Source organism: Vibrio phycocola, assembly GCF_053850235.1.
Genome location: NZ_JBSQDJ010000018.1, coordinates 75,165 through 99,713 on the forward strand (window position 1 = coordinate 75,165; position 24,549 = coordinate 99,713).

18 protein-coding genes are annotated in these 24,549 nt (G+C 41.5%); 7 read left to right on the forward strand and 11 right to left on the reverse strand.

The window, feature by feature from the left end; translation table 11 throughout:
* Nucleotide 1 precedes the first annotated feature (1 nt).
* The 5 genes from ACWU4D_RS17375 to ACWU4D_RS17395 form a co-directional block, all read right to left on the reverse strand.
* Nucleotides 2-442 (reverse strand): hypothetical protein, encoded by a 441-nt coding sequence (locus ACWU4D_RS17375; protein ID WP_456052715.1) that lies wholly within the window; start codon nt 440-442, stop codon nt 2-4.
* A 284-nt stretch (nt 443-726) separates the two neighbouring features.
* The gene (gene mdoH, locus ACWU4D_RS17380; protein WP_456052716.1) at nt 727-2,841 is read right to left on the reverse strand and encodes a glucans biosynthesis glucosyltransferase MdoH; all 2,115 of its coding nucleotides are present in this window, start codon (nt 2,839-2,841) and stop codon (nt 727-729) included.
* Nucleotides 2,838-4,412: a glucan biosynthesis protein G gene (locus ACWU4D_RS17385; protein ID WP_456052717.1), complete on the reverse strand. Its 1,575-nt coding sequence runs from the start codon at nt 4,410-4,412 to the stop codon at nt 2,838-2,840. Before ACWU4D_RS17385 ends, mdoH begins: the two co-directional genes overlap by 4 nt.
* A gap of 305 nt (nt 4,413-4,717) precedes the next feature.
* The gene (locus ACWU4D_RS17390) at nt 4,718-6,583 is read right to left on the reverse strand and encodes a DUF2207 domain-containing protein (protein ID WP_456052718.1); all 1,866 of its coding nucleotides are present in this window, start codon (nt 6,581-6,583) and stop codon (nt 4,718-4,720) included.
* Complete coding sequence (locus ACWU4D_RS17395; RefSeq protein ID WP_456052719.1) at nt 6,583-7,137, reverse strand: LemA family protein; 555 nt, start codon at nt 7,135-7,137, stop codon at nt 6,583-6,585. Before ACWU4D_RS17395 ends, ACWU4D_RS17390 begins: the two co-directional genes overlap by 1 nt.
* A gap of 231 nt (nt 7,138-7,368) precedes the next feature.
* Here ACWU4D_RS17395 and ACWU4D_RS17400 point away from each other — a divergent pair, with 231 nt between their 5' ends.
* The gene (locus ACWU4D_RS17400; RefSeq protein WP_456052774.1) at nt 7,369-7,614 is read left to right on the forward strand and encodes a LysE family translocator; all 246 of its coding nucleotides are present in this window, start codon (nt 7,369-7,371) and stop codon (nt 7,612-7,614) included.
* 127 nt (nt 7,615-7,741) lie between these two features.
* Here the strand turns inward: ACWU4D_RS17400 and ACWU4D_RS17405 are convergent, their stop codons facing one another.
* Nucleotides 7,742-8,518, reverse strand: a complete 777-nt coding sequence (locus ACWU4D_RS17405; RefSeq protein WP_456052720.1) for an SDR family NAD(P)-dependent oxidoreductase — start codon at nt 8,516-8,518, stop codon at nt 7,742-7,744.
* A gap of 180 nt (nt 8,519-8,698) precedes the next feature.
* Nucleotides 8,699-10,180: a MocR-like pyridoxine biosynthesis transcription factor PdxR gene (gene pdxR / locus ACWU4D_RS17410; protein WP_456052721.1), complete on the reverse strand. Its 1,482-nt coding sequence runs from the start codon at nt 10,178-10,180 to the stop codon at nt 8,699-8,701.
* Nucleotides 10,181-10,347: 167 nt separating this feature from the next.
* Between pdxR and ACWU4D_RS17415 the strand changes: the two genes are divergently transcribed.
* The 6 genes from ACWU4D_RS17415 to serC all read left to right on the forward strand — a co-directional run bounded on the left by ACWU4D_RS17415 (nt 10,348) and on the right by serC (nt 17,026).
* The gene (locus ACWU4D_RS17415) at nt 10,348-11,712 is read left to right on the forward strand and encodes an aminotransferase family protein (protein WP_456052722.1); all 1,365 of its coding nucleotides are present in this window, start codon (nt 10,348-10,350) and stop codon (nt 11,710-11,712) included.
* Between the two features lie 265 nt (nt 11,713-11,977).
* A complete protein-coding gene (tauA, locus tag ACWU4D_RS17420; protein ID WP_456052723.1) occupies nt 11,978-13,006 on the forward strand; it encodes a taurine ABC transporter substrate-binding protein in 1,029 nt (342 codons plus the stop codon).
* A gap of 110 nt (nt 13,007-13,116) precedes the next feature.
* The gene (locus ACWU4D_RS17425; RefSeq protein WP_456052724.1) at nt 13,117-13,971 is read left to right on the forward strand and encodes a taurine ABC transporter ATP-binding protein; all 855 of its coding nucleotides are present in this window, start codon (nt 13,117-13,119) and stop codon (nt 13,969-13,971) included.
* Nucleotides 13,968-14,915, forward strand: coding sequence for an ABC transporter permease subunit (locus tag ACWU4D_RS17430; RefSeq protein WP_456052725.1), 948 nt, complete (start codon nt 13,968-13,970; stop codon nt 14,913-14,915). Before ACWU4D_RS17425 ends, ACWU4D_RS17430 begins: the two co-directional genes overlap by 4 nt.
* A 150-nt stretch (nt 14,916-15,065) precedes the next feature.
* On the forward strand, nt 15,066-15,803 hold the full coding sequence (locus ACWU4D_RS17435; RefSeq protein WP_456052726.1) for a TSUP family transporter: 738 nt from the start codon (nt 15,066-15,068) through the stop codon (nt 15,801-15,803).
* Nucleotides 15,804-15,835: 32 nt separating this feature from the next.
* Nucleotides 15,836-17,026: a 3-phosphoserine/phosphohydroxythreonine transaminase gene (serC, locus tag ACWU4D_RS17440; protein WP_456052727.1), complete on the forward strand. Its 1,191-nt coding sequence runs from the start codon at nt 15,836-15,838 to the stop codon at nt 17,024-17,026.
* A 155-nt stretch (nt 17,027-17,181) separates the two neighbouring features.
* Here the strand turns inward: serC and ACWU4D_RS17445 are convergent, their stop codons facing one another.
* The 4 genes from ACWU4D_RS17445 to ACWU4D_RS17460 form a co-directional block, all read right to left on the reverse strand.
* Nucleotides 17,182-18,942, reverse strand: a complete 1,761-nt coding sequence (locus ACWU4D_RS17445) for an FAD-binding protein (RefSeq protein WP_456052728.1) — start codon at nt 18,940-18,942, stop codon at nt 17,182-17,184.
* Nucleotides 18,943-18,952: 10 nt separating this feature from the next.
* Nucleotides 18,953-20,623 carry an FAD-dependent oxidoreductase gene (locus tag ACWU4D_RS17450; RefSeq protein ID WP_456052729.1) on the reverse strand — a complete coding sequence of 557 codons (1,671 nt, stop codon included), beginning with the start codon at nt 20,621-20,623 and terminating at the stop codon, nt 18,953-18,955.
* A gap of 270 nt (nt 20,624-20,893) precedes the next feature.
* The gene (locus ACWU4D_RS17455) at nt 20,894-22,216 is read right to left on the reverse strand and encodes an MFS transporter (RefSeq protein ID WP_456052730.1); all 1,323 of its coding nucleotides are present in this window, start codon (nt 22,214-22,216) and stop codon (nt 20,894-20,896) included.
* Nucleotides 22,217-22,954: 738 nt separating this feature from the next.
* Nucleotides 22,955-24,250 (reverse strand): serine hydroxymethyltransferase, encoded by a 1,296-nt coding sequence (locus ACWU4D_RS17460; protein WP_456052775.1) that lies wholly within the window; start codon nt 24,248-24,250, stop codon nt 22,955-22,957.
* Between the last annotated feature and the right edge of the window lie 299 nt (nt 24,251-24,549).

Here is a 24,549-nt window from a genome sequence, read left to right on the forward strand (position 1 = left end):
ATCACAACTCGATATCCGGTGCTGTATCTCGGAGGCTCTTCACTAAATACCATGTCTTAATCGTTTCATCATCATCAACTCTAAGTGTCGAACAAAACACTCGAGTCTGACTACGATAATCTCCGAAAATGAACGTTTGTTTACGGGATATGACGGCTACGCGACACTCAGAGCCAAGCGCAGAAGTATAAATGGGACCAAGCTTAATGTGATAGTTAACATGATCAAGAGATTCGCTAGACGTAAGGTTTAAAGCTTCCCAATAATCGGAAGGGACTTCATCCATAGATTGATATCTATTTTCTCCTACCACCAACTGAGTCTCAGCCACAACCTGACGGGGCTTGGAAACACATGCTGTCAGAAAGATCATCAAGACAAACAGAACACAAGATTTAATGACGTCTAACCTATAATCTAACGTTTTAAAATTAACTCTCATCTAGAAATACACCAAGAACCTATTTTCTTCAAAAGATCTATACAATCAGTTGGCGCCAATAAACTGTCAGAGTGGCCTAACTAATTACTCAATTCGGGCTTTATGAATTTAGTCATTCTTGCTTTAATCAGATTCAACGTAACACGAACTTAACCTTGTAACAACAACTCATAAGTCTCGCTAAGTTATTAAAATTACAACTACATTTATAAATTTCATAACCACTGTATTTACAAGTAACTATAATATTAGTGTAGTCGTGATTTCAGTGTTAACAACCAAAGTTAACGTGTTACAGCATCTAATTGTTCGATAGAAGCTCTATCATTAAGCAGCGCCAATGCTTCGTCAGACTCCAACCATTCATCCAATTGATCTAAATCGGACGCATGACGCAGTTTCCACTCAGCCAAAACTCTAGCCGCATCAAATTCCGGTGGTTGATCACTTAATACAGGTAACTGTGCTTTGTGCCACTTATATAGTGATTCATTTTTAACCAAACGATTTAATGCGTGAACCTCTTTTAACGGCGGATTTTTAGCCATTGCTTTTTCAAGTTCAACCAATATTTTAGCTGGCCGCTTTTCATCTGGAGCTCGAAGTAGCCCTAACACTTTCAAATATTTAGTGCGTTTTTCTCCGCCACTAATCCAAGAAAGCGGTATCGATAATACGAGCCCTATCGTGATCGGCAAAATCCAAAATACAAGTGCATTACTGACAGTAAAGGCAATAGCTGATAGCGCTAACCCAAACAGAGTGTGTAAAGTGTGGCCACGTCTCGCAGATGCCCAACTTATCGCACCATCATCTCTAGACTGAGGCTTCCAACCACTGTCTTTCCCTCGAAATATTCCAATGACCACGCCAAGTTGTGAGACCATAAGTATCGGGGCATACAAGGCAGACATCACCACTTCAAATAGTGTACTCAGAGTCAATAAAATCGGGCCACCGAATTGCATACAGCGACGGACATTCACCATTGCAGCAAACCAACCAAATATCTTTGGAGCAAGAACAATCAACATTGAAATGGCAAATAAACTTAATGCACGCTCTGAATCAAATATTGGCCAAGTCGGAAATAATGATGGATTAGAGAAATATTCTGGACGAATAAACTTAGCCTGAATCGCAATGGCTAGCCCGACAATGATCAATGCCAACCAAAAAATTGCGCTCAAATACGACATAATTCCAGCAAAAATATGCAGCCTAGTCGGCATACAGAATCCTTTTGCGAAGATAAACGCTTTGTGTTGTAAATTACCTTGGCACCAGCGTCTATCACGCACCATGACGTCACTTAATGAAGGTGGCGCTTCCTCAAACGAACATTCAATATCGGTATCAAAGCGAACGCCCCATCCAGCACGTCGCATTAAAGCGGCTTCTATAAAATCATGACTGAGTACGTGACCACCAAATGGAGCTTTACCCGATAAAATAGGAAGATGAGCCGCTTCGGCAAACGCGCGAGATCGAATAATCGCATTATGTCCCCAAAAGTTTGAGGATAACCCATGCCATGCCGATAAACCTTCTGCATAAATAGGCCCAAAACACTGATTGGCAAACTGCTGCAAACGGCTATATAAGGTATTCGCAAACACCAGTTTTGGCAGAGTTTGGATCAACCCAACATTTGGAGCTGCGGCTAAACGACGTGACAAAGTAATCATCGACTCAGCGCTCATTATGCTATCGGCATCGAGCACAATCATCGCTTCATATTCACCGCCCCAGCGCTGAACCCAATCACCAATGTTTCCAGCCTTGCGTTCAACATTCTTATGTCGGCGACGATAATAAACCGGGCAATCTTCTGTCCTATCAGCCATGAGATCTAAAAAAGCTTCTTCTTCAGCTATCCAAGCATCCGACCGATTGGTATCACTAAGAATGAAAAAAGCATACTTACCTGGCGATTTCTCGACTAAGTCCGCTTTCATCGCTTCAATCGTCGACTTAATACGGATAGGGTTTTCATTATAGATAGGCAATAGAATTGCAGTCTTAAATTCTGGCTCAACCTCCTGATGCTTTATAATTCGAGGTTTAAGATGTATTACAAAACCGAGCAATGCTTGCGCAAAAGCGAACGATACCCAAATAAAATTCACACTGAACAGTACTAAAAAAAGCAACTGCAAATTGGTGATCTTATTGGTATTAAGCACCCCGTGCATTTCCGTAATACCATATGCAGATAACCCCACCGTTACTCCTAGTACGATCAATCGCGATAGCAATGTCCATAGGCTGTAGAGTAAAGTTTGCTTATAACGCTTAAGTTTGGTGCCGGCTTCTGATACTTGATGACGATTCATCTGAAGGCGCGATTCTTTCGGTAACGCGACTTCATTAAACGTATTGTTGTTTATTGGTTTCATTGTGCCCAATCCTCAGCTACATAACGATAGAGCCAAGTAACCCCTATTGGCACATTGTCCTCAAAAAGCTGCACGCGAAACTCTGATACTTCCGTGTCTTCAGGCGAAAACGTGATAAAAACACGTGCACCTTCGACACCTGGATTAGGCTCGATTCGAGACTCTAGAATCACGTTATTGCTTGCACTAGCAGATATTTTAATATTCTTGAAATCATCAAAATTTAGGTGACTATAATCAATCACAATTTCGTTTTTCTCTTCGGATAATTTTTTCCCGCCAGAAGTACGAGCGATGGTTACATTATCCTTAGACTTTGGAAAGCTATCCAGCCATGTGAGCTCATAAGCAAAGGTATAAACCTGGTCTTTCTTCAAGCCATTTTTAGGCTTCCAATACGCAACGATATTATCGTTTGCCTCAAAGTCCGAAGGGATCTCAATCAACTCTACGCTGCCTTCTCCCCAGTCACCTAAAGGCTTAACCCAGATTGATGGTCGCAAATGATATTTCGCTTCAAGATCTTGATAATATTCAAAATCACGGTGAGGCTGAATTAACCCAAACCCCTTCGGATTTTTATCCATAAATGTACTTACTTGTAAACGACGTGGATTGCTTAATGGTCGCCATAGCTTCTCATCATTGCCTCTCACCATGAATAGGCCTTCTGAGTCATGTACGGCCGGGCGATAATCTGCAACATCAGAACGATCGATTCCGCCATGCATAAACATAGACGTTAGCGTACCTAATCCGACATTTTGAATATCGACTCGAGGGAAGAGCTCTGCTTTCACCTTCATACGTGTAGGAGCGCCGGGATAAATCGCAAAACGGTAAGCGCCAGTGACACTTTTACTATCTAATAAAGCATGGACCACAATGGCTTGATGGCGGCTAGAAGGACGTTCGATCCAAAACTTCTTAAATAGCGGGTATTCCTCTCCTTTCTCTCCGGCGACATCAATCGCCAGTCCACGAGTTGAAACACCATAAGCTTGCCCTTTCGAGATACCTCGGAAGTAGCTTGCTCCTTGAAATACAAGAAATTCGTCCTTGTAATCACTCGTATTTATCGGATAATGCAAGCGAAAACCAGCATATTTACCTACCTGCTCTAACAACTCTCCGATCGACTCATCTGGGACTTGAAATGACGATTCAGTGATTTCTAGGGGGATAGATTGACTGTTTTCTACTACGTCAATATCAACTAACTCTCGATAGATATATCCAGGAGCGAACAATTGAACCGAAAAAGGCGTTGATGCTTTTCCCCAAATCGCAGCATGCTGTTGATAATTTATTTGGCGGTAACTCGAGTAATCTAACTGATTCAACGCATCTGGGGCACGTTGAGGTTCAACAAAAGGATGCTGAGAAAGGCGACGAGCGGTATCAACAACCGTCTGACGAGTAAACGACGCATTTTCAGAAATATCAACCTTCGCTTCAGCGCGAACAAAGTGTGTCCACGATAATAAAAACAGCAATAGCATAAAGACTATGCCGCTATGAAAATTAAACCCATCATCTGTTATTAGCTCATTCGATGAATTTGAAAACATACTAAATACCCTTAACTGAAACTTGGAAAATCAAGTTCTACATAACCATAGCGTGTAACAATAAACTGATAAAAATCGATAGCATAAATGGGCAGAATTCGCGTGAGCCGATCTGGTCACGTTAACTCTACCCATTCAACAAATTTTTATATTAGTAATGTATATATAGTAGAGAATTGATACTTGTGTCAGGCGAATGTTGAATTAAGTTTGGCACTCGAAAAAATTAACCTGAACAATTATTTATAATACATATTAGACGATTACTTTCGCATTAAAGCGCCAAACTTACTTGCAAGGCTCCCTTACCAACTACCACCGCCACCTCCGCCTGAGCCACCTCCAGACGAACCTCCAGAGGAAGAACTTCCACTAGTCCCTTTTGAAGAAGGTGCGGAGGTCATCGACGAAGTCATAGAACTAAAGCGATTATTTAACGTGCTGGTAATAGCCACGGCCCCCATTGCGGAAGTGCTTGCGCCACGATACCAATTTGGTGGCTCCACACTCATACCCTCAAAATGAGTTGACCATTTATCACTCAGTCCAAAAACCATTGCATAGGGTAAAATATTATAGAAATATGAGGGATTTGATTCGAATAAAGCTTCTAGCTTGTCTTTTTCCGCCGTCTTAATGAACTCTTTAAAACCAAGAACTTGCTCAAGTACCTTGTCTCCATATCGAGTACGGCGCGACATAATCGAAACAAAAATACTGGTGATTACGCTCGCAAGAATAGCAACGCCATACTGAACCAAGGAAATATCCCCTTCAACAGTACAAAGTATCGCGAAGAAGACTAATGAGAAGCCACCGAAAATCGCAACAAATATAATATTGCGTTTCTTCCCTTCACCGGAGAGAACAGCTCCAAGTGTTAAACTCGGAATCACGAGGAACAAACTAAAAGGGATAGAAAATATAAGTGCTGGCACCAGATCACCCATAAAATCTAAAAAGCCTTGAAACAGTAACGTGATGATCGGTAAGGCCGCAAGTACGGTGGTTAACCGGCTGTAACGCTCCGTACCTTTCGCATATATTCTGCGTTGCTTATGATCAGTAAAGCTCTTAGTGATCTCCTTTTTCACCTGACGCACAGTAGTGTAAAACTTATGCGTTAAGTCGAGCGTCGAAACAGAGTTTCCATCACCGTATTGAAACAGTTTGGCAAACAGCGTTTTTTCATAATCTTTTGCATCGTTACCGAGTCTCTTTAATCGTGTCAGTCTAAGTGATTTATCCTTAAATCGTGACCCCGTCACTGAATCATCTTCAATCTCTAGGTACCCTTTCTCAGCCCAATAAATAATCAACGACGTCACGTCTTCATTATCCACTCGGCCATCAATAACATACCCAATTTCAGCAGGAGTCATACCTTGTGGAGGATCAAACTCAACAGTAGGAAACAATGTATTATCTCGCCCCTTTAAATACCAAATAGCCGCTGAAATGAGAATAACCAGTAAATACAGGGGATAACCTAGGATAAGGGAGAGCAACCAATCTGGTTCTCGGTGTTTCACCGCACCGACCCAATAACCTTCAGGTAGAGGCAACGCGAGCGTTAGTCCTTGATAATGATCTAACGGCTTCAAGGTACGGCCAGAAATCACATTGCCATTTACTTGCCATTCTACCTTACTATTATCCGTTGAACCGAAGTCTCCCGAGGTAACGTTGATATCTTTAGCGTTGAAAGATTTAGGCAACCGAACCTTGAATTCAACATTGGCAATAGTGGTTCCCCACTGATTTCCGATCAGGTTATGGTTAAATTCATCCATATCAGAAAGAGCATCTGCACCAACATCATAGGTATAAGTTATGACGTAACGTTGTTCGCCCATAACATATGTATCAACCGAGCCAATCCGTATCGTTGCAGAGTCGCGCTCTTGATTAACGGTGAAATGATGATTTTGTACGGAAACATTGCTAAGTTCGACTCGCATATCGTCGAACTGCAATGGTATCTCCCGGAAAATACCATGTCGCTGTGCCGAGAAATCTACCTCTATAACTTCAGTAATATTGTAGGCATTGTTTTCCAATACCTCGATATCAACCTGATAATGATCAATAACAAAGTATTCATCGGCATAGGCAGCACATGTGGATAAGCTAACTAGCAGAAAGAGTAAAATCGATCTCAATATATTCATTAGAATTTTACTTCTACATTTTTGCGTTCAGCAGCGTCAATCTCAAAATAATCACGCTTCTCCAGCTTCATCATCGCCGCAACAATTGACGCAGGAAATAGCTCGCGTTTGGTATTAAACGCTTTGACTACCGCGTTGAAGTATTTACGCCCTTGCATGATGTCATCTTCAACTTCTTCGAGCTGGTTTTGAAGATTGATGAAGTTCTCGTTCGCTTTTAAGTCTGGATAAGCTTCACTCAGCGCAAATAAATTTTTAAGTCCTGCAAACAGTGCATTTTCGTTAGTCTGTCGTTCTGCCTGTCCTGAAGAGTTCATCGCCATGCTTCGAGCTTCAATAACGCGAGCAAGTGTTTCCTGTTCATGGGAGGCATACCCCTTCACCGTCTCAACTAAATTTGGAATGAGATCCCAGCGTTTTTTCATATAAACATCCATGGTTGCAAAGGACTCTTCCACTTTATTACGCAGCCGGATAAAATCGTTATAAGTCACAATGAAATATGCTACGACCACGACTAAGACAACAACGAAAATGATAATTCCTGTGCTCATCACTCAGTACTCTCCTATGTTCTCTACCAATAAATTAAACATACATCTGAAACATTTCTATTCAATATGAAGGTTTTGATCTAATTAAAACCTTCATATTAAAAATATGCTGCCCCTAATTGCAGATTTAAGTGTGCCTGCAACTCCTAATAAAGTCACACCAAAAAATCAATGAAATTGACTCTTTTTACTATCGTAAAATCGTAAAAAATTCAGTAGTTAGGCATTTTTATTGCAATGGTAATTCTGGCTTCAGTTTCAGCATTAGGACTTGGTGCAATTATTATGGCATCTCACTCGTTATTTTATACGATGAAGATAATGGGATGTTTATATTTAATTTATCTAGGAATTCAAGTGTGGAGAGCGCCAACTAAAAAGCTTGAACAGGTAGAACGAATAAGAAACAAGAGAACCTTTTTCGCTAGCTTTAAAGAAGGGTTTGGTTTGTCTCTTGTTTATGAGGAAGATGTTTAAGGTTAGTAGAACGACATAACTTCAAACCTTATTCAAAGAAATTCAAAAAGTGAACGTGGTATAAGCAGATACAGTCAACTTTGTGAAATTCTGAGCAACATAAACTATTGACTGCATCTAATCTAACTTAAGTGGCTTTCTGCTTTACAACTTTAAAGTTATCCCATGCCTGACTAGTTGGCATTACTTCTATACTATTAATATTGATATGGCTTGGTTGGTTAGCGATCCAAAAAATAATATCAGCAATATCTTTCGGTTGAATGGCATTTGTTCCTTCGTAAATATCGTTATATTTATCTTGATTACCTCCAAATCGAACTAGACTAAACTCACTTTCTGAAAGACCCGGTTCTAAGCTTGTGATTCTAAGTCCTGTTCCCGCAAAGTCACAACGAAGGTTACGCGAAAACTGTTGAACAAATGCTTTGGTAGCACCATATACATGGGCCCCAGGATAAGACCAATTTGACGCAATACTTGCTAGGTTAATTATGCTCGCCTTAGGTTGAGCTTTTAGTGTCGATAGAAGAGCGTGGGTAACGTTAACTAACCCTGTAACGTTCGTTTCAATCATAGTATGCCAATCACCTAGGTCCGCGCTATCTGCAGGAGAAGCCCCTAACGCCAAGCCAGCATTATTGACTAATATTTCGATATTTTTAAACTTATCCGGTAACGCATCAAGCATCTCAACAACAGCTTCTGAATTGCGCACGTCTAAAGGTGCTACATGGACTTTGGTCAATGAAGAAAGCTCATCAGACAAAGCTCGTAGGCGTTCTTCACGACGCCCAGTAAGTATCAAAGGATACCCGTTATCTGCGAATTTTCTCGCCGTTGCTAAACCAAAACCAGACGTTGCACCTGTTATCAATACCGTGGGTAAAATAAGATCGGGCATTCCTCTCTCCTACGAGTCGTAAATTATTCACATATTTTGTATTTAGAAGTAAATCTACATAATTTAAAAAATACAAAACCTGATACGTTGTTCTCAAAGAACTCAAAGAACGTATCAGGTTTTATGTGCTTTCATTAGAGCCAGCTTTCTCGTTTTTTAGAGCCAGCTAATTCAGTTCAATCATATATTTCCAAATAAACTCGATAATTTCTTAATCCCTGGTTCAATTTTGTTCAAATCGATTGCCGAATACCCCATACGAATGTAATTGCCCGACCGTATCGAGTACCGATGAAAATGAATATCGCCAGGTTCAACCAGCACGCCGATTTCTTGAGCTCGTTTAGCAAACTCTTTTGCGGGATAGTGTTTTGGAAGCTTAAGCCAAAAGGCACTGTCTCCCAATGTTTCGGTTGTAATACACTCGGGCATATAAGTTTCAATCGCCTGGCGCATTGCCGTCCATTTTTCTTTGTAACTGTTACGCAGTTTGCGTAGGTAAGTATCGTAATGCCCAAGAGAAATAAACAGTGCACAAGTACGCTGGTTATTGGCTGGTGGATGACGATACATTAAGCGGCGTAGCTTGCGAGCTTCTTCAATTAACGCTTCATCCGCGACCATAAAACCTATTCTTAAACCCTGAGATAACGTTTTGGATAGGCTACCCACATAAACTACCCGACCATTTTTATCCAAGCTTTTTAACGAAGGAGATGGCTGACTAACCAAATTAATCTCACTATCGTAATCATCTTCAATAATGATCAGATCTTTTTCTTCTGCGAATTCAAGTAGTTTCTCTCGACGTTTCATTGACATAGTGACATTGGTCGGAACTTGGTGGCTAGGTGTTGTATAAATCAGATTACAACTGGCCAACTTCGTTGAAATTTTTAACCCCTGCTGGTCCAACGGTAAGGTCTGGATATGCGCACCATGATGAGCAAAAATATTTCGTACATCTGGGTAGCCTGGGTCTTCGATTCCAAACGTTGTCTGTTTGTCTGCCAAAAGGTTGGCTAATAGATACAGAGAATTTTGTGTCCCGATGGTAATTAAAATTTCTTCTGGCTTTGCACTGATCCCTCGTTTACTCAATACATTCGCTTGCAACTGTTTAACCAACATTGGGTCATCACTATCGATCGAATCTGAAATCCAGTCTTTTATAACGCTACCTCGTTGTGCTAATCGACCACACTCGCGCCAATGTGCTAACGGGAAAAGCGAATGGTCAGGTTGACCAAAAAGAAACGGATATGGAAACTGCTTCCAGTTTCTGGGCTTTTCAATATTTCGCTGAGATTCGAGGTCGGTTTTAAAGCGAGCGCGCCAAAATTGTGCAGGTTTCGCATTATACGCCTCTGTATTATTCTGTGGTGGTGGTGCCGCTAACTCATTTAGATTACTCGCAGCTTCGGTCGCATAATATCCACTGCGTTCATGTGAAAATAAGTATCCTTCATCCACCAAGCGATCGTAGACCAATACAATTGTGTTCCTTGATACACGCAGCATTGAGGCCATTTTCCTGCAAGAAGGCAACGCATTATTGGCAAAAATTCCCTGTCGAATATTTTCAATTAGATGCTCTCTAATTTGTTCTTGAAGGCTACGTTCAGGAGTGAATTGAATATGTATCAAGTGTTCATTTTTCATAACGATTCCAATACACGGAGGACTATATTTTTGTACTCTGCAGAAAACATGCCGACTAAAGTCTGATGATTTTCTTATCTGTACCAACAAATAAATATAGCTGGCTCTATGGACTTTCCAGATAAGCGACTACCTTAATCTGGTATGAAAACGCATGGAGGCTCCTAATGGACGATATGACTACTGAACAAATCCTCGAGATGAATAAAACGACGGTTTGGCACCACCTTACACAACACGCAAGTTACGATGATCAAACTCCTATGATGATGGAACATGGCAGTGGTTTATATGTTTGGGATATTAAAGGGAATAGATATTTGGATGCATCTTCTGGCGGTGTGTGGTCGGTAAACGTAGGTTATGGGCGAACAAGTATCGCCGATGCAGTACGAGCACAATTAGTAAAATTAAACTTTTTTGCTGGAACGACAGGGACACCAGTCGGGGCGCAATTTGCGGCAAAACTATTAGAAAAAATGCCCAATATGGCGCGCGTCTACTTTTCTAATTCTGGTTCTGAAGCCAATGAAAAAGCTTATAAAATGGTTCGACAAATTGCCCACAGAAAATATGGAGGAAAGAAACATAAAATCCTTTTTCGTGAAAGAGATTACCATGGAACCACAATTGCGTGCTTAAGCTCTACCGGCCAGGAACAAAGAAAGAACCAGTATGGTCCATTTGTGCCTGGATTCGTCGAATTTCCTCACTGTTGCGAATACCGAAGCCAATTTGGTGACGTTGAAGATTACGGGATTAGAGCTGCCAAAGCCTTTGAAGACGTCATTCTACGCGAAGGACCAGAAACTGTCGGTGCCGTTGTATTAGAACCTATTACTGCCGGTGGCGGTGTGATCACACCTCCAAAAGGTTATTTCAAGGAAATTGAACGTATTTGTCGTCAATACGATATTTTACTGCACATCGATGAGGTTGTATGCGGATTAGGCCGTACTGGGAAATGGTTTGGGTATCAACATTATGGTGTAAAACCGGATATTGTTACTATGGCCAAGGGTGTCGCTTCTGGTTATGCCGCAATATCTTGTACTGTTACAACTGAGGAAGTATTCACCTTATTTAAAGATGACCCAGCGGATAAAGAAAGTTACTTTCGTGATATCAGTACTTTTGGTGGATGTACAGCAGGACCAGCAGCGGCATTAGAAAATATACGAATAATTGAGGAAGAAAACCTAGTCGAAAATGCAGCTCATATGGGCGAATACATGCTTACTAAACTTGAAGGTCTTAAACACGAATTTCCAATCATTGGTGAAGTGCGTGGCAAAGGGTTATTTCTAGGTATTGAATTGGTTAAAAATCGAGAAACCAAAGAGCCAGTAGATGAATCCATCGCGGCAGGCATAGCGGCTAAATGCATGAAAAATGGCTTAATTATAGGGCGTACTAATCGCTCATTCGTACAGTTCAATAATACATTATGTTTCAGCCCAGCGTTAACGATAACTCAGTCACAAGTCGATAGTATTATTGATATATTAGCGAAATCGATGCGTCAATCTTAATAAGTTTCGTTATATACTCAGTAAAAATGCTGTAAACAACATGAAAAGTCCTTTGGTATGTTACCGAAGGACTTTTTTGATCATCACTATCGAATAAGAGACCTAATTCACAATCTTTCTTTAACAAAGCGCACGTTTATTGCACCGATAAAGTGCGCCAGAACAGTGCGAAACTGGCCCAATAAAGATTAAATTTGGCTCTACTTTGGCCCTATTGTAATCAGTATTCTATAAAGGTAATCAACACAAAGAGGATGTGACAACCATGACAAGTATGTTTATGAAATCTAAATTAGTGAAGTCGGTAGCGCTTGCTTCTACCATGCTCTTCTCACTCTCAGCTATGGCAGCGAAAGAAGTAACCATTGGTTACCAAAGTATGTATAACCCGATGAAATATGCCATTGATACTAAGTTGTTCGAAGAGAAAACAGGTTATGAAATTAAATGGCGCAAATTCGATTCTGGCGCAAAAGCTATCACAGCTATGGCAGCTGGTGCAGTAGATATGACAGTTGCAGGATCTAGCCCAATTGCGAGTGCAGCAAGTAAAGGCATCGAAATGGAGCTAATTTGGGTGATGGAAAACATCGCTGAAGCGGAAGCCTTAGTCGTGCGGAATGGTAGCGGCATTATTGCTCCTGCTGACATGGTTGGTAAGAAAATTGCCGTTCCGTTTGTATCAACCACTCACTTCCACATGTTGTTTGCTCTTGAGCAATTCGGTTTATCTGAAAAAGAAGTAAAACTCATCAACATGCAGCCTAATTCTATTATGGCCGCGTGGATTCGAGGTGATATCGATGGTGCGTTTATTTGGGATCCAGCATTGGCGAAAATCAAGGCAGATGGGAAGGTATTGGTAACCTCTAAAGAACTTAGCTCTTGGGGTAAACCTACATTTGACGGCATGATCGCAAGCAAACAATTCACATCGGAAAATGAAGAATTTGTCGTTGAGTTTTTAAAGACACTTCAAGGTGTTGATGCAGAATATATCGCAGGTAAAGACAGTATGACAGCCGAATCTCCAATTGCTATTTCAGTAGCGAAGATTGCTGGTGGAGATCCTCAAGGTGCTCTAGAAGCTATGAAACTCTATGAGTTCTTGGATTTTGACGCACAGCTATCATGTCAGTGGTTAGGATGTGGCGCTGAAGGTGGTGCAACTCAAGCGATAAAATCAACATCTGAATTTCTATTAAAAGAAAAGAAAATCACAGAGTTACAACCCGACTATAGCTTATACGTAAACCCAACGTTTGCAATGAAAGCAAAAGAAGCATCAATGTAATCACTGCTGATTTTGCGTACGCCCCTCCTAATCAGCATAGTCTGATAGGAGGGGCGTAAAAAACTAGAAATACCCAGCATATGAATAACAGCACATTCAGGGAGAGAACGATGTCAGATAAAAAGCAGTTAAAGATACAGGATGTATCAGTTATCTATAAAGACCGTCAAGGCGGTGACCCGGTAACGGCTCTTTCCGGTGTCAATTTGGAAATAGAACAAGGCGATTTAGTCGTTGCGTTAGGCGCATCTGGCTGTGGAAAAACGACGCTCCTCAATCTTATGGCTGGGTTTATTCAACCAACAACGGGGTATTTAACATTAGGAAGCTCAAATATTGATGGTTTTCCTCGTGTTCAGATGGGCCGAGATATTGGTGACCAAATCGTTGGCCCAGGAGCAGAGCGTGGAGTCGTGTTCCAAAAAAATGCGTTATTTCCTTGGTTGAATGTTATTGAAAATACGGCGTTTGGTCTCAAGCTACAAGGCTTTAGTAAAGCAGAACGTATAGAGCGTGCTGAAAAATATCTAAAATTGGTAGGACTTGAAGACTTCCACCATCATAAGATTTATCAACTGTCTGGTGGCATGCAACAACGCGTCGGTATTGCACGTGCGCTGACTAACGATCCAAGTATCTTATTATTGGATGAACCATTGGGAGCGTTGGACTCCCTAACTAGAGAAGTCTTGCAAGAGTTACTTCTTGATGCTTGGGAAACGACAAACAAAATGATGTTTTTCATTACTCATAGCGTAGAAGAAGCTTTATTTATGGCTTCCCGCCTTATTGTCATGTCGCCGAGACCGGGACGAATAACACACAGTTTCGAACTAGATTTTAATAGACGATTCTTAGAGTGTCGTGATGCTCGCAAAGTAAAATCAATGCCTGATTTTATTGAAATGCGAGAAAAAATTCTTTCGATCATTCATCAGGATGAAAATTCTGAGGAGGCAGCATGAGTACTCAAAAAAACGTCGAGATAAAAAACAAACAAACGACTACAGAATTAAAAGAAGTAACGTATACGCCAGTAAAATCTTATACGGAAGAAACGTCTTCTACCGAGCCTCAAATGAACACATTATTTAAAAAGCTCAAAGACTATACTCTGACACCCGGTGATTATTATGGTGAACCAGGACAAGGTAACTCCCGTATCGTTTCTGTAATTTCCGCAATAAGTTTTATTTTACTTTGGGCGGCAGTAACAGAAGGAGGATTGATTAAGCCTTTGTTTCTTCCCTCTCCCTTCGATGTGATGGCTCGATTTGGTGATCTATGGACAGAAGGGTTTGCCGGAGTATCTCTCGGTCAACATATGTCAGCAAGTTTAACGCGAGTATTCGGAGCCTTTATATTTGCGGTTATTACTGCGGTACCCGTTGGTATCTTAATTGGATGCAATGTATGGGTCCGAGGTATATTCGATCCATTAATTGAATTCTACCGTCCGTTACCTCCTTTGGCATATCTACCTTTGGTGATTATTTGGCTAGGTATTGATGAAACTAGCAAAATAACACTTATCTATTTGGCGATGTTTGCACCGATTGCTCTAAGCGCACGTGCTGGGGTCTCATCCGCCAAAAGTGAACAGATACAAGCGGCATACTCTATGGGTGCCTCGAAATCTCAAGTTCTCTACCACGTCATTATCAAAAGCGCGATGCCTGAAATATTAACTGGACTACGCATTGGTATCGGCTTCGGGTGGACAACATTGGTAGCCAGTGAAATGGTGGCGGCTGAAGCAGGTATTGGCTATATGGTGTTAAACGCCGCAGAGTTCTTAGTTACCGATGTCGTTATTGCAGGCATTATTATAATTGGTGTTGTCGCCTACTCCTTTGATCTATTTATGCGTTACCTTGAGACCAAATTAGTCCCTTGGAAAGGATACTAATAGCAATATCAAGTCGTATTTTCTCTATGTCGCAACAATTGCTTGCGGCATATCAACCAAACCAACGCTCAAAGTTGGCGCAAACATGCCACCAACTTCGTGATGAAACCCAATATAAATTTTAAAACAATAAGAACAGGATGAATCTTCGTGCACGAATCTTTATGGATAATAATGCCGGTTGTCGCATTCGCTGCGTTGGTTCGAGGCTATGCTGGTTTTGGTTTTGCGGCTATTGCAGTGGTTGGGATGAATCTTTTTCTGACTCCTCAACAAAGTATACCGATTATACTTGGGCTCGATTTACTCTGCAGCATTAGCTTGTGGAAGCAAGCTCGTCAGCAAGCGGAAATAGCTACCTTTAAAATACTTACATTAGGCTCATTGGTTGGTATCCCTATTGGGTTCAGCTTGCTTATCCTTGTCCCCCCAGAATTACTAAAATTTTTAATTTGTTTAGTCATCTTAATTTTTGCCTTGATCCTAATTTTTGATTTTCGTTTACAGAATGCAGATTCATTATGGACGAAACTGACTTTTGGGTTGGCAAGTGGCATTGGTACAGCTGGAGCTTCTGTCGGTGGACCAATGATTGTCAGCTACATGCTCTCAAGTTCTCTTGCTCCCGCTACACAAAGAGCAACAATGATTCTGTTTTTCATTATCAGTGAAACGTTAGCACTTATCGCCCTGTTCACAGGAGGACTTATAGATTGGCGTATCACCACTCTACTATTAACTCTGCTAGTGCCTACATTAATAATGGTTAAAGTTGGACAGTCTATGTTCAATCGCTACCCTCCCAAATCGCTCAAGCATTTTGCGCTCCCTATTATGACAATGGTTGCGATATTTGGCATTAGCGCTTCAATTCAAAAAATGAATTAACTACGTATTAAGTAAGATAAATTGAGAAAACTATGGAAGAAAAGCATATGGACATACACAATCATCCAGCTCTTATTGGTGCCCTTAGCTCAACCGCACCCTCTGATGCGGTAATCAACTTTAGCCCAGGTCCAACCGGACTGCCGAAGGATGTTGAAGCGAAGATTGCAGCAAGCTTTCAAACTACTGGGATTACATCGCTCGCAATGTCTCATCGTGCACCAGAGTTCCAGAAAATCTTAGATAACACCTTAGCCACGACTAGACGTGTAATGAAAATACCCGATGACTACGCAATCCTGTTTACTCATGGCGGTGGTCATGGGCAGTTTGCCGCTCTTCCTCTCAACCTTTGTCAGAACCAGTCGGATATTGCAACGTATGTTGTCAACGGTACTTGGTCTGCACGAGGAAGAGATGAGGCTGGGAGATACTGCAATGTTCAAACGATAGATGCACAAGATCCCAGTACAGGTACATACACCACTTTTCCGGAACTCACTGAAGACGCAATTGATTCGAAGAGCAAATACCTTTACCTCTGCTCTAATGAAACGGTAAATGGTATCGAGCTTTACCGCTTACCTAAACTACCAGAATCTCGCCAACATATTCCGTTGGTCATCGATGCCAGCTCTGATTTCTCAACCAAACCGATAGATTGGATTAATGCGAATGTTGGTGTGCTATTTGCCTGTGCATCTAAAAATATCGGACATCCAGGCTTGACAATGACGGTTATTCGTAAAGATCTGTTAGGCAATGCATCACCACTGTGTCCAGGCGTATTTAACTATACGATCAGCAGTGATACTGGGAACTTATGGAATACACCTGCAACATTCAATATCGAGGTTGTAGGCTTTTTAATGGATTGGCTCGAACAAAATGGTGGTGTTGATGCTTGTGAACAACGCTCTATCGCGAAGTCAAACGTTCTTTACGACGTGATCGACAGTTCCAATGGTTTCTATGGCACCCCAATAGTGGATAAAAACCTACGCAGTCGTATGAATGTTCCTTTCAATGTAAATGGTGGCAATGAGGAACTCACTAACAAATTTCTAATCGAAAGCTGGGAAAAAGGAATAGTGGGTTTACGAACACTAACACCCTTTGGCGTTGGAGATTATCTTAGAGCAAGCTTGTATAACGGTATAACTCTTTCAGATGTAACAACTCTAACAGAGTTTCTGAGAGATTTTGCTATAAAAAATGCATAGTTAAAAACTCTGCGATTTCATAAATAACTATTAGAACTCAGTACCAATAAAGCTATCAATAATCGCAATAGTATAAAAAATCGCCCAGCATAACTGGGCGAAAATGGCAGTATTACTAAACAAACACTTCAGAGCGTTGGTAGAACAAATCTCGGTTAACTTAGCCCAAGCTCTTCAATATATTGTTCTTCTTCAGGAAACGCGAAATTGTATTTCTCGCGATAACTTAACTCTGGAGATGGGTGCCATTTCTCGGGGATTTTCTCCAAATCAGACTCAACATGACCACCCTCATTTAAAGTGAGTGTCACCCACGCAAGGAAGTTCTTGTCATCTCGGTATGGGTAATCCTCTCGATAGTGAGTACCTCGGCTCTCTTTACGAGCCATACCAGCTATTAATTTCATCTCCGCATTGAGCAACATGTTGCGACACTCGTGTGCGTTGCGCAGCTCATGAAAGTTTTCGACTTTTAAATTGTTGGCAAATTTCTTTTGTAGGTACTTAATCTGTTTGAGTGCAATCTCCATACGATCTTGGTCTTTTACATACAGCACGTAGTAAGGGAACATGATCCCCTGCATCAAACGCGTCACCCAGTTAGGGTTATAGCCCTGGCGATTGTTGTATGGAAAAATCACAGCTTGCAGGTATTCATTCAAACGTTCAGAAGTAAGCTTGGGCGCTTCTTGGGTTTTAATGTATTCCGCGGCAGCCCATCCAGAGCGAGCACCCTGAACGGATGAACCGGAAGATGAGGAACCAAAGCCTGAATAACCCGCACCATTTTGCATCGAACACATCGCATCGCCTGCAGCCCAAAGACCTTCTACGCTAGAGCGTCCATTGATATCTCGAGGGAAAACACCTTCTCCTTTGTGATTTCCCATCCCGACGGTTGAGAATCCTTTAAAAGGAGGAGGACCGCCCGCTGGGTGCCCTGGAGGCGGTGGCGGTAAACCATCAGGTATGCCCATAGGCGGCTTCTCGCCTTGAGCGACCCCTGGTGGTCGCGCATAATCGGGATGGATAGGAAATCCTCCGCGATCAAAGCCGATTGCCATATCGGTTCTTAAACCTAGAGCAGAACCATTGAGTTTATTTGGATCAAAAGGACCATCTTGGCTCGGCGGACCACCACCTAAGCTAAGTGCGCTTTTTTTCTCTTTTCTTTCTGGATAGAGATAATTATAAGGCATTGATGGGTGCGCATCATTGAACTCTTTGCCTGAAATTTGAGCACCGGCACGAATGGCCATTGCATCACCATCAGCCGTTGCCGAACTACATGGGTAGCCCATTCCTACTGGTTTAAGCGACGATGGTCCGGTACAGAGGATAGTCGCTTTAGCTAATACAGCATAAGGTTGCCCCGATTCCATATGGAACCCTATCCCGCCAATAACCTTATCTTCATCTTTAAGTAACTCGACAAACATGACGCGTTCAAGCATTTCGACGCCAACCTCGAGCGCTTTACGACGCATTGGGTCACCACCACCAACATGCTCTACCGAACGTGATACTGATCCCGGTTGGTAGTAATATGGACGTCCACCTTCATGTTCATGGGTAAGCCCTGTTTTAGTGCCCCAAGATTGAAGTTCTAACAAACGATCCATCGATTCGTCCATCAACAGATTGGAAAAATCTAAGTTATTAAGGTACTCGCCTGACAATACAAATTGCTTAATGTAATCTTCTCGGGTTAGCGCACCATCAAAGTCATCCCATACAAACCAAGAGTTTGCCCAAGGTGTTAAACCCGATCGACCGGTACGTCCCTTAACCGCCATAATCACATTAGCACCGGCCTCTGCCGCTTTAATCGAAGCAAAGCAACCAGCAAAACCACCACCGACAACTAACACATCGGTTTCTAACGTAATTAGCTCAAGATCTTGTTTCTTTTTCATGACTGAACTCCTACTTATCTGCTAATGCGGTGCCAAGCTGCACGACATCAAAATTGTGTAACGAGGTCATATAAGCACCATCGGTGATTTCAATACAGTCTGCCGGGCAGTAATGAGCACACAAGCGACACACCTGGCAATCATCGACAGCGGCGATGGTTGAACGACTACCACAAGTGAGACAGCGTTCAGATTCACGTTGGACTTGAGCTCTAGTAAGGTTTTGCGATGTTTCTTTGAAATTATTGATCCGTTCTTGTGCACACGTCTTATTGCGCTCTTGGCGAACGTCGGTGTAGAGGTTGTGATTTTCAGGTACATCCTTAGACATAGGACGCTCTATATCAAGACCAACGGCTAACTCTTCACCTTTGAGATATTGATCAACAACCGCAGCAACCCGTTTTCCCGAAGCTAAAGCTCGGACGACCGTTGTTGGACCGGTAACCCCATCTCCCGCGGCAAATAGGTTGTTAGAAACCTGCAACGTTTTACTGTCTGCATTGATAAAACCGCGTTGAGTTGTATTAAAATCTGTCGGAACCAGCTCACCATCGGCAGTTTGACCAATAGCCATGATGATGCCATCTACGACTAGTTCTTCGACAACATCACTGCCAATACAAGGATTAAAACTGCGGTCTTCATTACGCACAGAGGAACACTCAACCAGAGAAATGGCGTGCACTTGATCCTTGTTTAACTTGAATGCTTTTACCGAACGCTGAGTATGGAAGATAATGCCTTCTTCGTGGCATTCTTCAATTTCTTCGGTCAACGCCAGCATGGTATCTTTGTGACCTGGTTGAATGCGTTCTAAACAAACCACATGAACTTCTTTCGCGCCTATACGTAACGCGGTTCTTGCGGCATCAAGAGATACAGACCCACCACCTATCACCGCAACTTTCGTTGGTATATTTTGAGAAACGTCAGTACGGGCATCTTTAAGAAATTGAATCGCGCTGGTGATATTTGCAGCATGACAACCAGGAACATCTAGCGTCATAGGTTTAGCGGCACCAACTGTTGCGATAAAGGCTTTAAAGCCCTCGGCTTCTAGTTGATTCTTCGAAACATCCTTACCGACTTGGGTCCCGAGACGAAACTCGATACCCATCGCTTTGTAATAGTTTATTTGCGCTTCGATGGTTTCATTAGGAAGACGAAATGCAGGAATTGAGTATTGTAAAAGTCCACCAGGTTTAGGGTCTTTTTCAAATACTGTTACTTGATAACCATTTTGTGCGAGATTAAATGCAGCACTCAATCCAGCGGGACCTGACCCAATAACGGCCACTTTATCTCCTGAGCCATTTCCACCCGCCGTAATATTATTCAACATGTAATCACCTAGGTACTGCTCTAGACCATTAATGTTAATTGGGCTGTCAACTTGTTGCCGGGTACAGTTGCTTTCACATGGATGAGGGCAAACTCGACCAGTGATGGAAGGCATAGGGTGACGTTGCTGCAGTATAGTAGCGGCTTCATTCATCCTGCCTTGCTTCATTAAGTTGTGATATTCCCGTTGGTCAAGTCCTAATGAGCAATCATTACTACACGGAGATACTTCAATTCGACGACTTGATGTATCCAAGCGAAAGACATCCATTGGACAAGACTCAATACACGTTCCGCATCCAATACATAGCTCTTGGTCAATACTCGCTACTGGCATAAATCCTCTTTATTTGTCGTAGAAATCTAATAACCAAAAATATTTAAATTCGACTGGCTATTAATTCCAAATAAGAACAAAAATTTACAGTTTATAAAATTTAACAATTGTACTAACAAGCTTTAACAACATTGTTTTTTAAGAACAAATAAAGTTCATCGATATAGTTAAAATTAAACTTATAAAAACCATTTTAAATTTTAAAAGGCTAGATTGAGTTAAAAATCGAGTACAGAAAATATTTCAATGTACTCAATTTTCCACGCTAGCTTATTCGGTTATTGCTTGCCCCACTTTTAGCTTTGCATTATTTCTTTCACGCTCTTTATCAACTTCCATATTCTCTGCATCATGGGTTTTACCTGTGAAAGCAAATAACACCGCTGCTAATATCGAGAACGGCGCTAGAAGAAGGAAAACGGTTTCGTAAGAACCCAAAATCCCAAACATAATCGGTACGTAAGCAAACGCGAAACTAATCGCGAGTGACTGAAATATGATCCAATAGCGATTTACATTTAGGAACTCTCTTCGACCAACCAAGTAGGCTAGATGAGATGGCATTAAGTTCGGAGTTCCACCAGTCCCAATAGCAATGCAGAGTATTGATAGGTAGTAATATCCAATGCTTTCAGCCGAACCAAATGCAAAGCCAATAGGACCGAAAATAGTAATTACAGCAAAGACAACACACGCTTTTGTTGTGCCAACTTTGTCGCTAAACCATCCCCAAAAATACGTTAGAGGGATCCCCATAAGAGACGCTACCGTCATCATAAGTAATGCTTTATTGACCTCGATGCCACCAGATGTGAGCACCGGCACGATTTGGACGACTAATCCAAGATTCACGATGGTGACAAACCCCCAACCAAAACAGTAAAACCATATTTCCTTAGTTTTTAATACCTTAACTAATGACCATTTTGATTTAAATTCGCGCATTGCTTTGATTTGTTTGAGTTCCACTTCCGTAAACGGGATACCATCTGGGTCAAGACCAACCTGCTCTGGTGCGTCTTTTATAACAAAAAATCCAATCAATCCCATGGCAGTGAAAATGGCACCGACACTTGTATATAGTGCAGTAAAACTAAAATGCTCAATCAAGTGGTAGCCGATCGGTGTAAACGTAGCAGTACTAAAAGGCGCAGCTATGGTGACAATCCCAAATGCTTTCCCACGATTTCGGACAAACCAATTCGAGATCAAAGCGCCTTGAGATATGAATATTGCAGGTGTAAAAATACCAATAATAATGTTGGCAGCAACAAACTGCCCCATGGTCTGCGACATGCCCATTCCAGCAATTGCCAGACCAACCAAAGTAATACTTGGGGCAGTTACATTTCTAATCCCCTTTTTAACCATAAGCGTGCTAAGAACTACGCCACTAATAACGGCAAGCAATTTCACAATAGATACTTTGGCAACAACGTCGCTCGGGTTCCAACCAAATTTTTGTTCCAGTGACGGTAAGATAAGGTTCATACTTTCAGGGCCAGCTGTCGCCATGATGAAGTAATAAACTACAAACAAGTAAAATATTAAAAATATCGCAAATACTTTGAATGTGCTTGGGGTTCGTTCCATTTAAATACGTCCTAAATGTAAATTATTAAAGCTAAAGTGATTAATTAAAAAATAAAGAGATAACTAAATGTTAAATCTCATAACAATGCGTGTGACGTCTCTTATTATTTAATGACCATATTTTTCACTTCATGGAAACTAAATTTAACAATTAAGGAGATTCGAAAGACTAAAGAACGAGATACCAGCAATTTGTAATTTTTGATACGTTTGCTTAGTTTTGTAAAACGCTTCATTTATTTTCAACTCGGTAATACTAAGTGACTCATCAATGCTCAATTTGTTGATATCCAGGTTGTTACTTCTCTCCAACTAACAACCTACTATCAACAAACCGTTAGATACCTACTAGTTAGCTATCTAACTATCAGAGTAAACAAACATAAAAAAAGAGAAAGGACTTTTATTGCATAATTTGAGGTGTATCACTTCCTAGTAAGGTGTATAAAGTAGTTAACTAGGAAACAATATTATTTGCTTGATCAATATCAACATATGTTTAGATTTCAGCGTCGAACAGGCGCATTATTTTGGTTAAAGCGTATCGGTGATCATTATTAGTTCAGCACTAAAAACGAGCGTTTCGGTTGAGGTGAAATGCGCGTAAGCTGTGTTGGTGAAATCATTCGCCGTTACATCGAGTTAGTTCGTAACGGCTACCTTATGGATCAATTCACGCGCATGATTACTGCGAAACTCTGCTCTAAATAATTTTCTGCTTTCATTTTCACATAATCACTATTGGTACAAAGGGAATCTGTCACACATTTTTTGGACCTGATTCTTAATGTGTGCTTCTACGACATCGGCATCTTCTGTGGAGCTTGCTAACGCATCAAGAACATCGCAGATCCATTCACCAATTTGTCTGAATTCCTCTTCGCCAAACCCTCGACTAGTGCCAGCTGGAGTTCCCAAACGAATGCCTGACGTGACCGTTGGCTTTTCGGTGTCAAAAGGAATGCCATTCTTATTACACGTGATACCCGCACGTTCCAACGCCGCTTCTACTTGATTACCTTTTAACCCTTTAGGGCGAAGGTCAACAAGCATTAAATGTGTATCAGTCCCACCAGTAACAATGTGACAACCACGTTGCGCAAGTACTTGAGCGAGCGCTTTAGCATTACGAACAACTTGACGAATATACAGTGAAAATTCTGGCTGTAATGCCTCCCCCAACGCAACGGCTTTACTCGCGATAACGTGCATTAACGGGCCTCCTTGCAAACCAGGAAAAACCGCCGAATTGATCTTCTTATGAGTTTCAATATCATTGGTCATAATCATACCGCCACGGGGACCGCGTAAGGTTTTATGAGTTGTTGTCGTCACCACATCGGCAAATGGTATCGGGCTTGGGTGTTCTCCTGTTGCAACCAGACCGGCAATATGCGCCATATCAACCATTAACAAAGCATTCACTTCATCTGCAATCTCACGAAAATGAGCGAAATTAATCTGACGAGGAATCGCCGAGCCACCCGCAATGATAATTTTTGGTTTACACTGATGAGCCAATTCCCTGACCTGCTCATAATCAATCTCAAAAGTATCTCTCGTGACACCATACTGTACTGCATTAAACCATTTACCTGACATCGCAGGACGAGCGCCATGAGTCAGATGCCCACCAGCATCTAACGACATTCCGAGAATGGTGTCTCCAGGTTGCAGCAATGCCAACATCACTGCGGCATTGGCTTGGGCACCAGAATGCGGCTGAACGTTGACATATTCACAACGAAATAGATGCTTTGCTCGTTCAATCGCGGTATGTTCCACCGCATCCACATGTTCACAACCGCCATAATAGCGCCTACCCGGATAACCTTCTGCATACTTATTGGTTAAACATGTGCCTTGAGCTTGCATCACGGCTTTGGACACAATGTTTTCCGATGCTATCAACTCAATTTGATTATTTTGACGCTGTAACTCTGATTCGATGGCAGAGAAAACTACACCATCAGTATTTGATAGGTTGGTTGAGAAGAAAGCCTGTAGATCATAGTTGTTATACAAATATCCCATTTCAAATTCCTCTTGATAGTCTCGGCCAGAGCATGCGTTTTTATTCACTATACTCATCACCCCTCCCATCAGCAAGAAATTTATTTCCTATTGGAAACACAGAAAAACCATGACAAAATTCATAAATCAACAGTCATTATCACCAAAATACAATAAGTTAGAGTAAATATTAATATTGTATTGTGCAATATCCTATATTTTCTTCTATGATATTTATTGATTCCACCCTCATTTTGTTTACTATTGGAAACATACTCTGAATTCTCAGTTTTCACTCCCTTGTACAAAGGTGGTAAGGA

What these genes read in the sequence shown, in the direction of transcription:
- ACWU4D_RS17375 (WP_456052715.1), bottom strand. Translation starts at nt 442, where the DNA reads ATGAGAGTTAATTTTAAAACGTTAGATTATAGGTTAGACGTCATTAAA.
- mdoH (WP_456052716.1), bottom strand. Translation starts at nt 2,841, where the DNA reads ATGAAACCAATAAACAACAATACGTTTAATGAAGTCGCGTTACCGAAA.
- ACWU4D_RS17385 (WP_456052717.1), bottom strand. Translation starts at nt 4,412, where the DNA reads ATGTTTTCAAATTCATCGAATGAGCTAATAACAGATGATGGGTTTAAT.
- ACWU4D_RS17390 (WP_456052718.1), bottom strand. Translation starts at nt 6,583, where the DNA reads ATGAATATATTGAGATCGATTTTACTCTTTCTGCTAGTTAGCTTATCC.
- ACWU4D_RS17395 (WP_456052719.1), bottom strand. Translation starts at nt 7,137, where the DNA reads ATGAGCACAGGAATTATCATTTTCGTTGTTGTCTTAGTCGTGGTCGTA.
- ACWU4D_RS17405 (WP_456052720.1), bottom strand. Translation starts at nt 8,518, where the DNA reads ATGCCCGATCTTATTTTACCCACGGTATTGATAACAGGTGCAACGTCT.
- pdxR (WP_456052721.1), bottom strand. Translation starts at nt 10,180, where the DNA reads ATGAAAAATGAACACTTGATACATATTCAATTCACTCCTGAACGTAGC.
- ACWU4D_RS17415 (WP_456052722.1), top strand. Translation starts at nt 10,348, where the DNA reads ATGGACGATATGACTACTGAACAAATCCTCGAGATGAATAAAACGACG.
- tauA (WP_456052723.1), top strand. Translation starts at nt 11,978, where the DNA reads ATGACAAGTATGTTTATGAAATCTAAATTAGTGAAGTCGGTAGCGCTT.
- ACWU4D_RS17425 (WP_456052724.1), top strand. Translation starts at nt 13,117, where the DNA reads ATGTCAGATAAAAAGCAGTTAAAGATACAGGATGTATCAGTTATCTAT.
- ACWU4D_RS17430 (WP_456052725.1), top strand. Translation starts at nt 13,968, where the DNA reads ATGAGTACTCAAAAAAACGTCGAGATAAAAAACAAACAAACGACTACA.
- serC (WP_456052727.1), top strand. Translation starts at nt 15,836, where the DNA reads ATGGAAGAAAAGCATATGGACATACACAATCATCCAGCTCTTATTGGT.
- ACWU4D_RS17445 (WP_456052728.1), bottom strand. Translation starts at nt 18,942, where the DNA reads ATGAAAAAGAAACAAGATCTTGAGCTAATTACGTTAGAAACCGATGTG.
- ACWU4D_RS17450 (WP_456052729.1), bottom strand. Translation starts at nt 20,623, where the DNA reads ATGCCAGTAGCGAGTATTGACCAAGAGCTATGTATTGGATGCGGAACG.
- ACWU4D_RS17455 (WP_456052730.1), bottom strand. Translation starts at nt 22,216, where the DNA reads ATGGAACGAACCCCAAGCACATTCAAAGTATTTGCGATATTTTTAATA.
- ACWU4D_RS17460 (WP_456052775.1), bottom strand. Translation starts at nt 24,250, where the DNA reads ATGGGATATTTGTATAACAACTATGATCTACAGGCTTTCTTCTCAACC.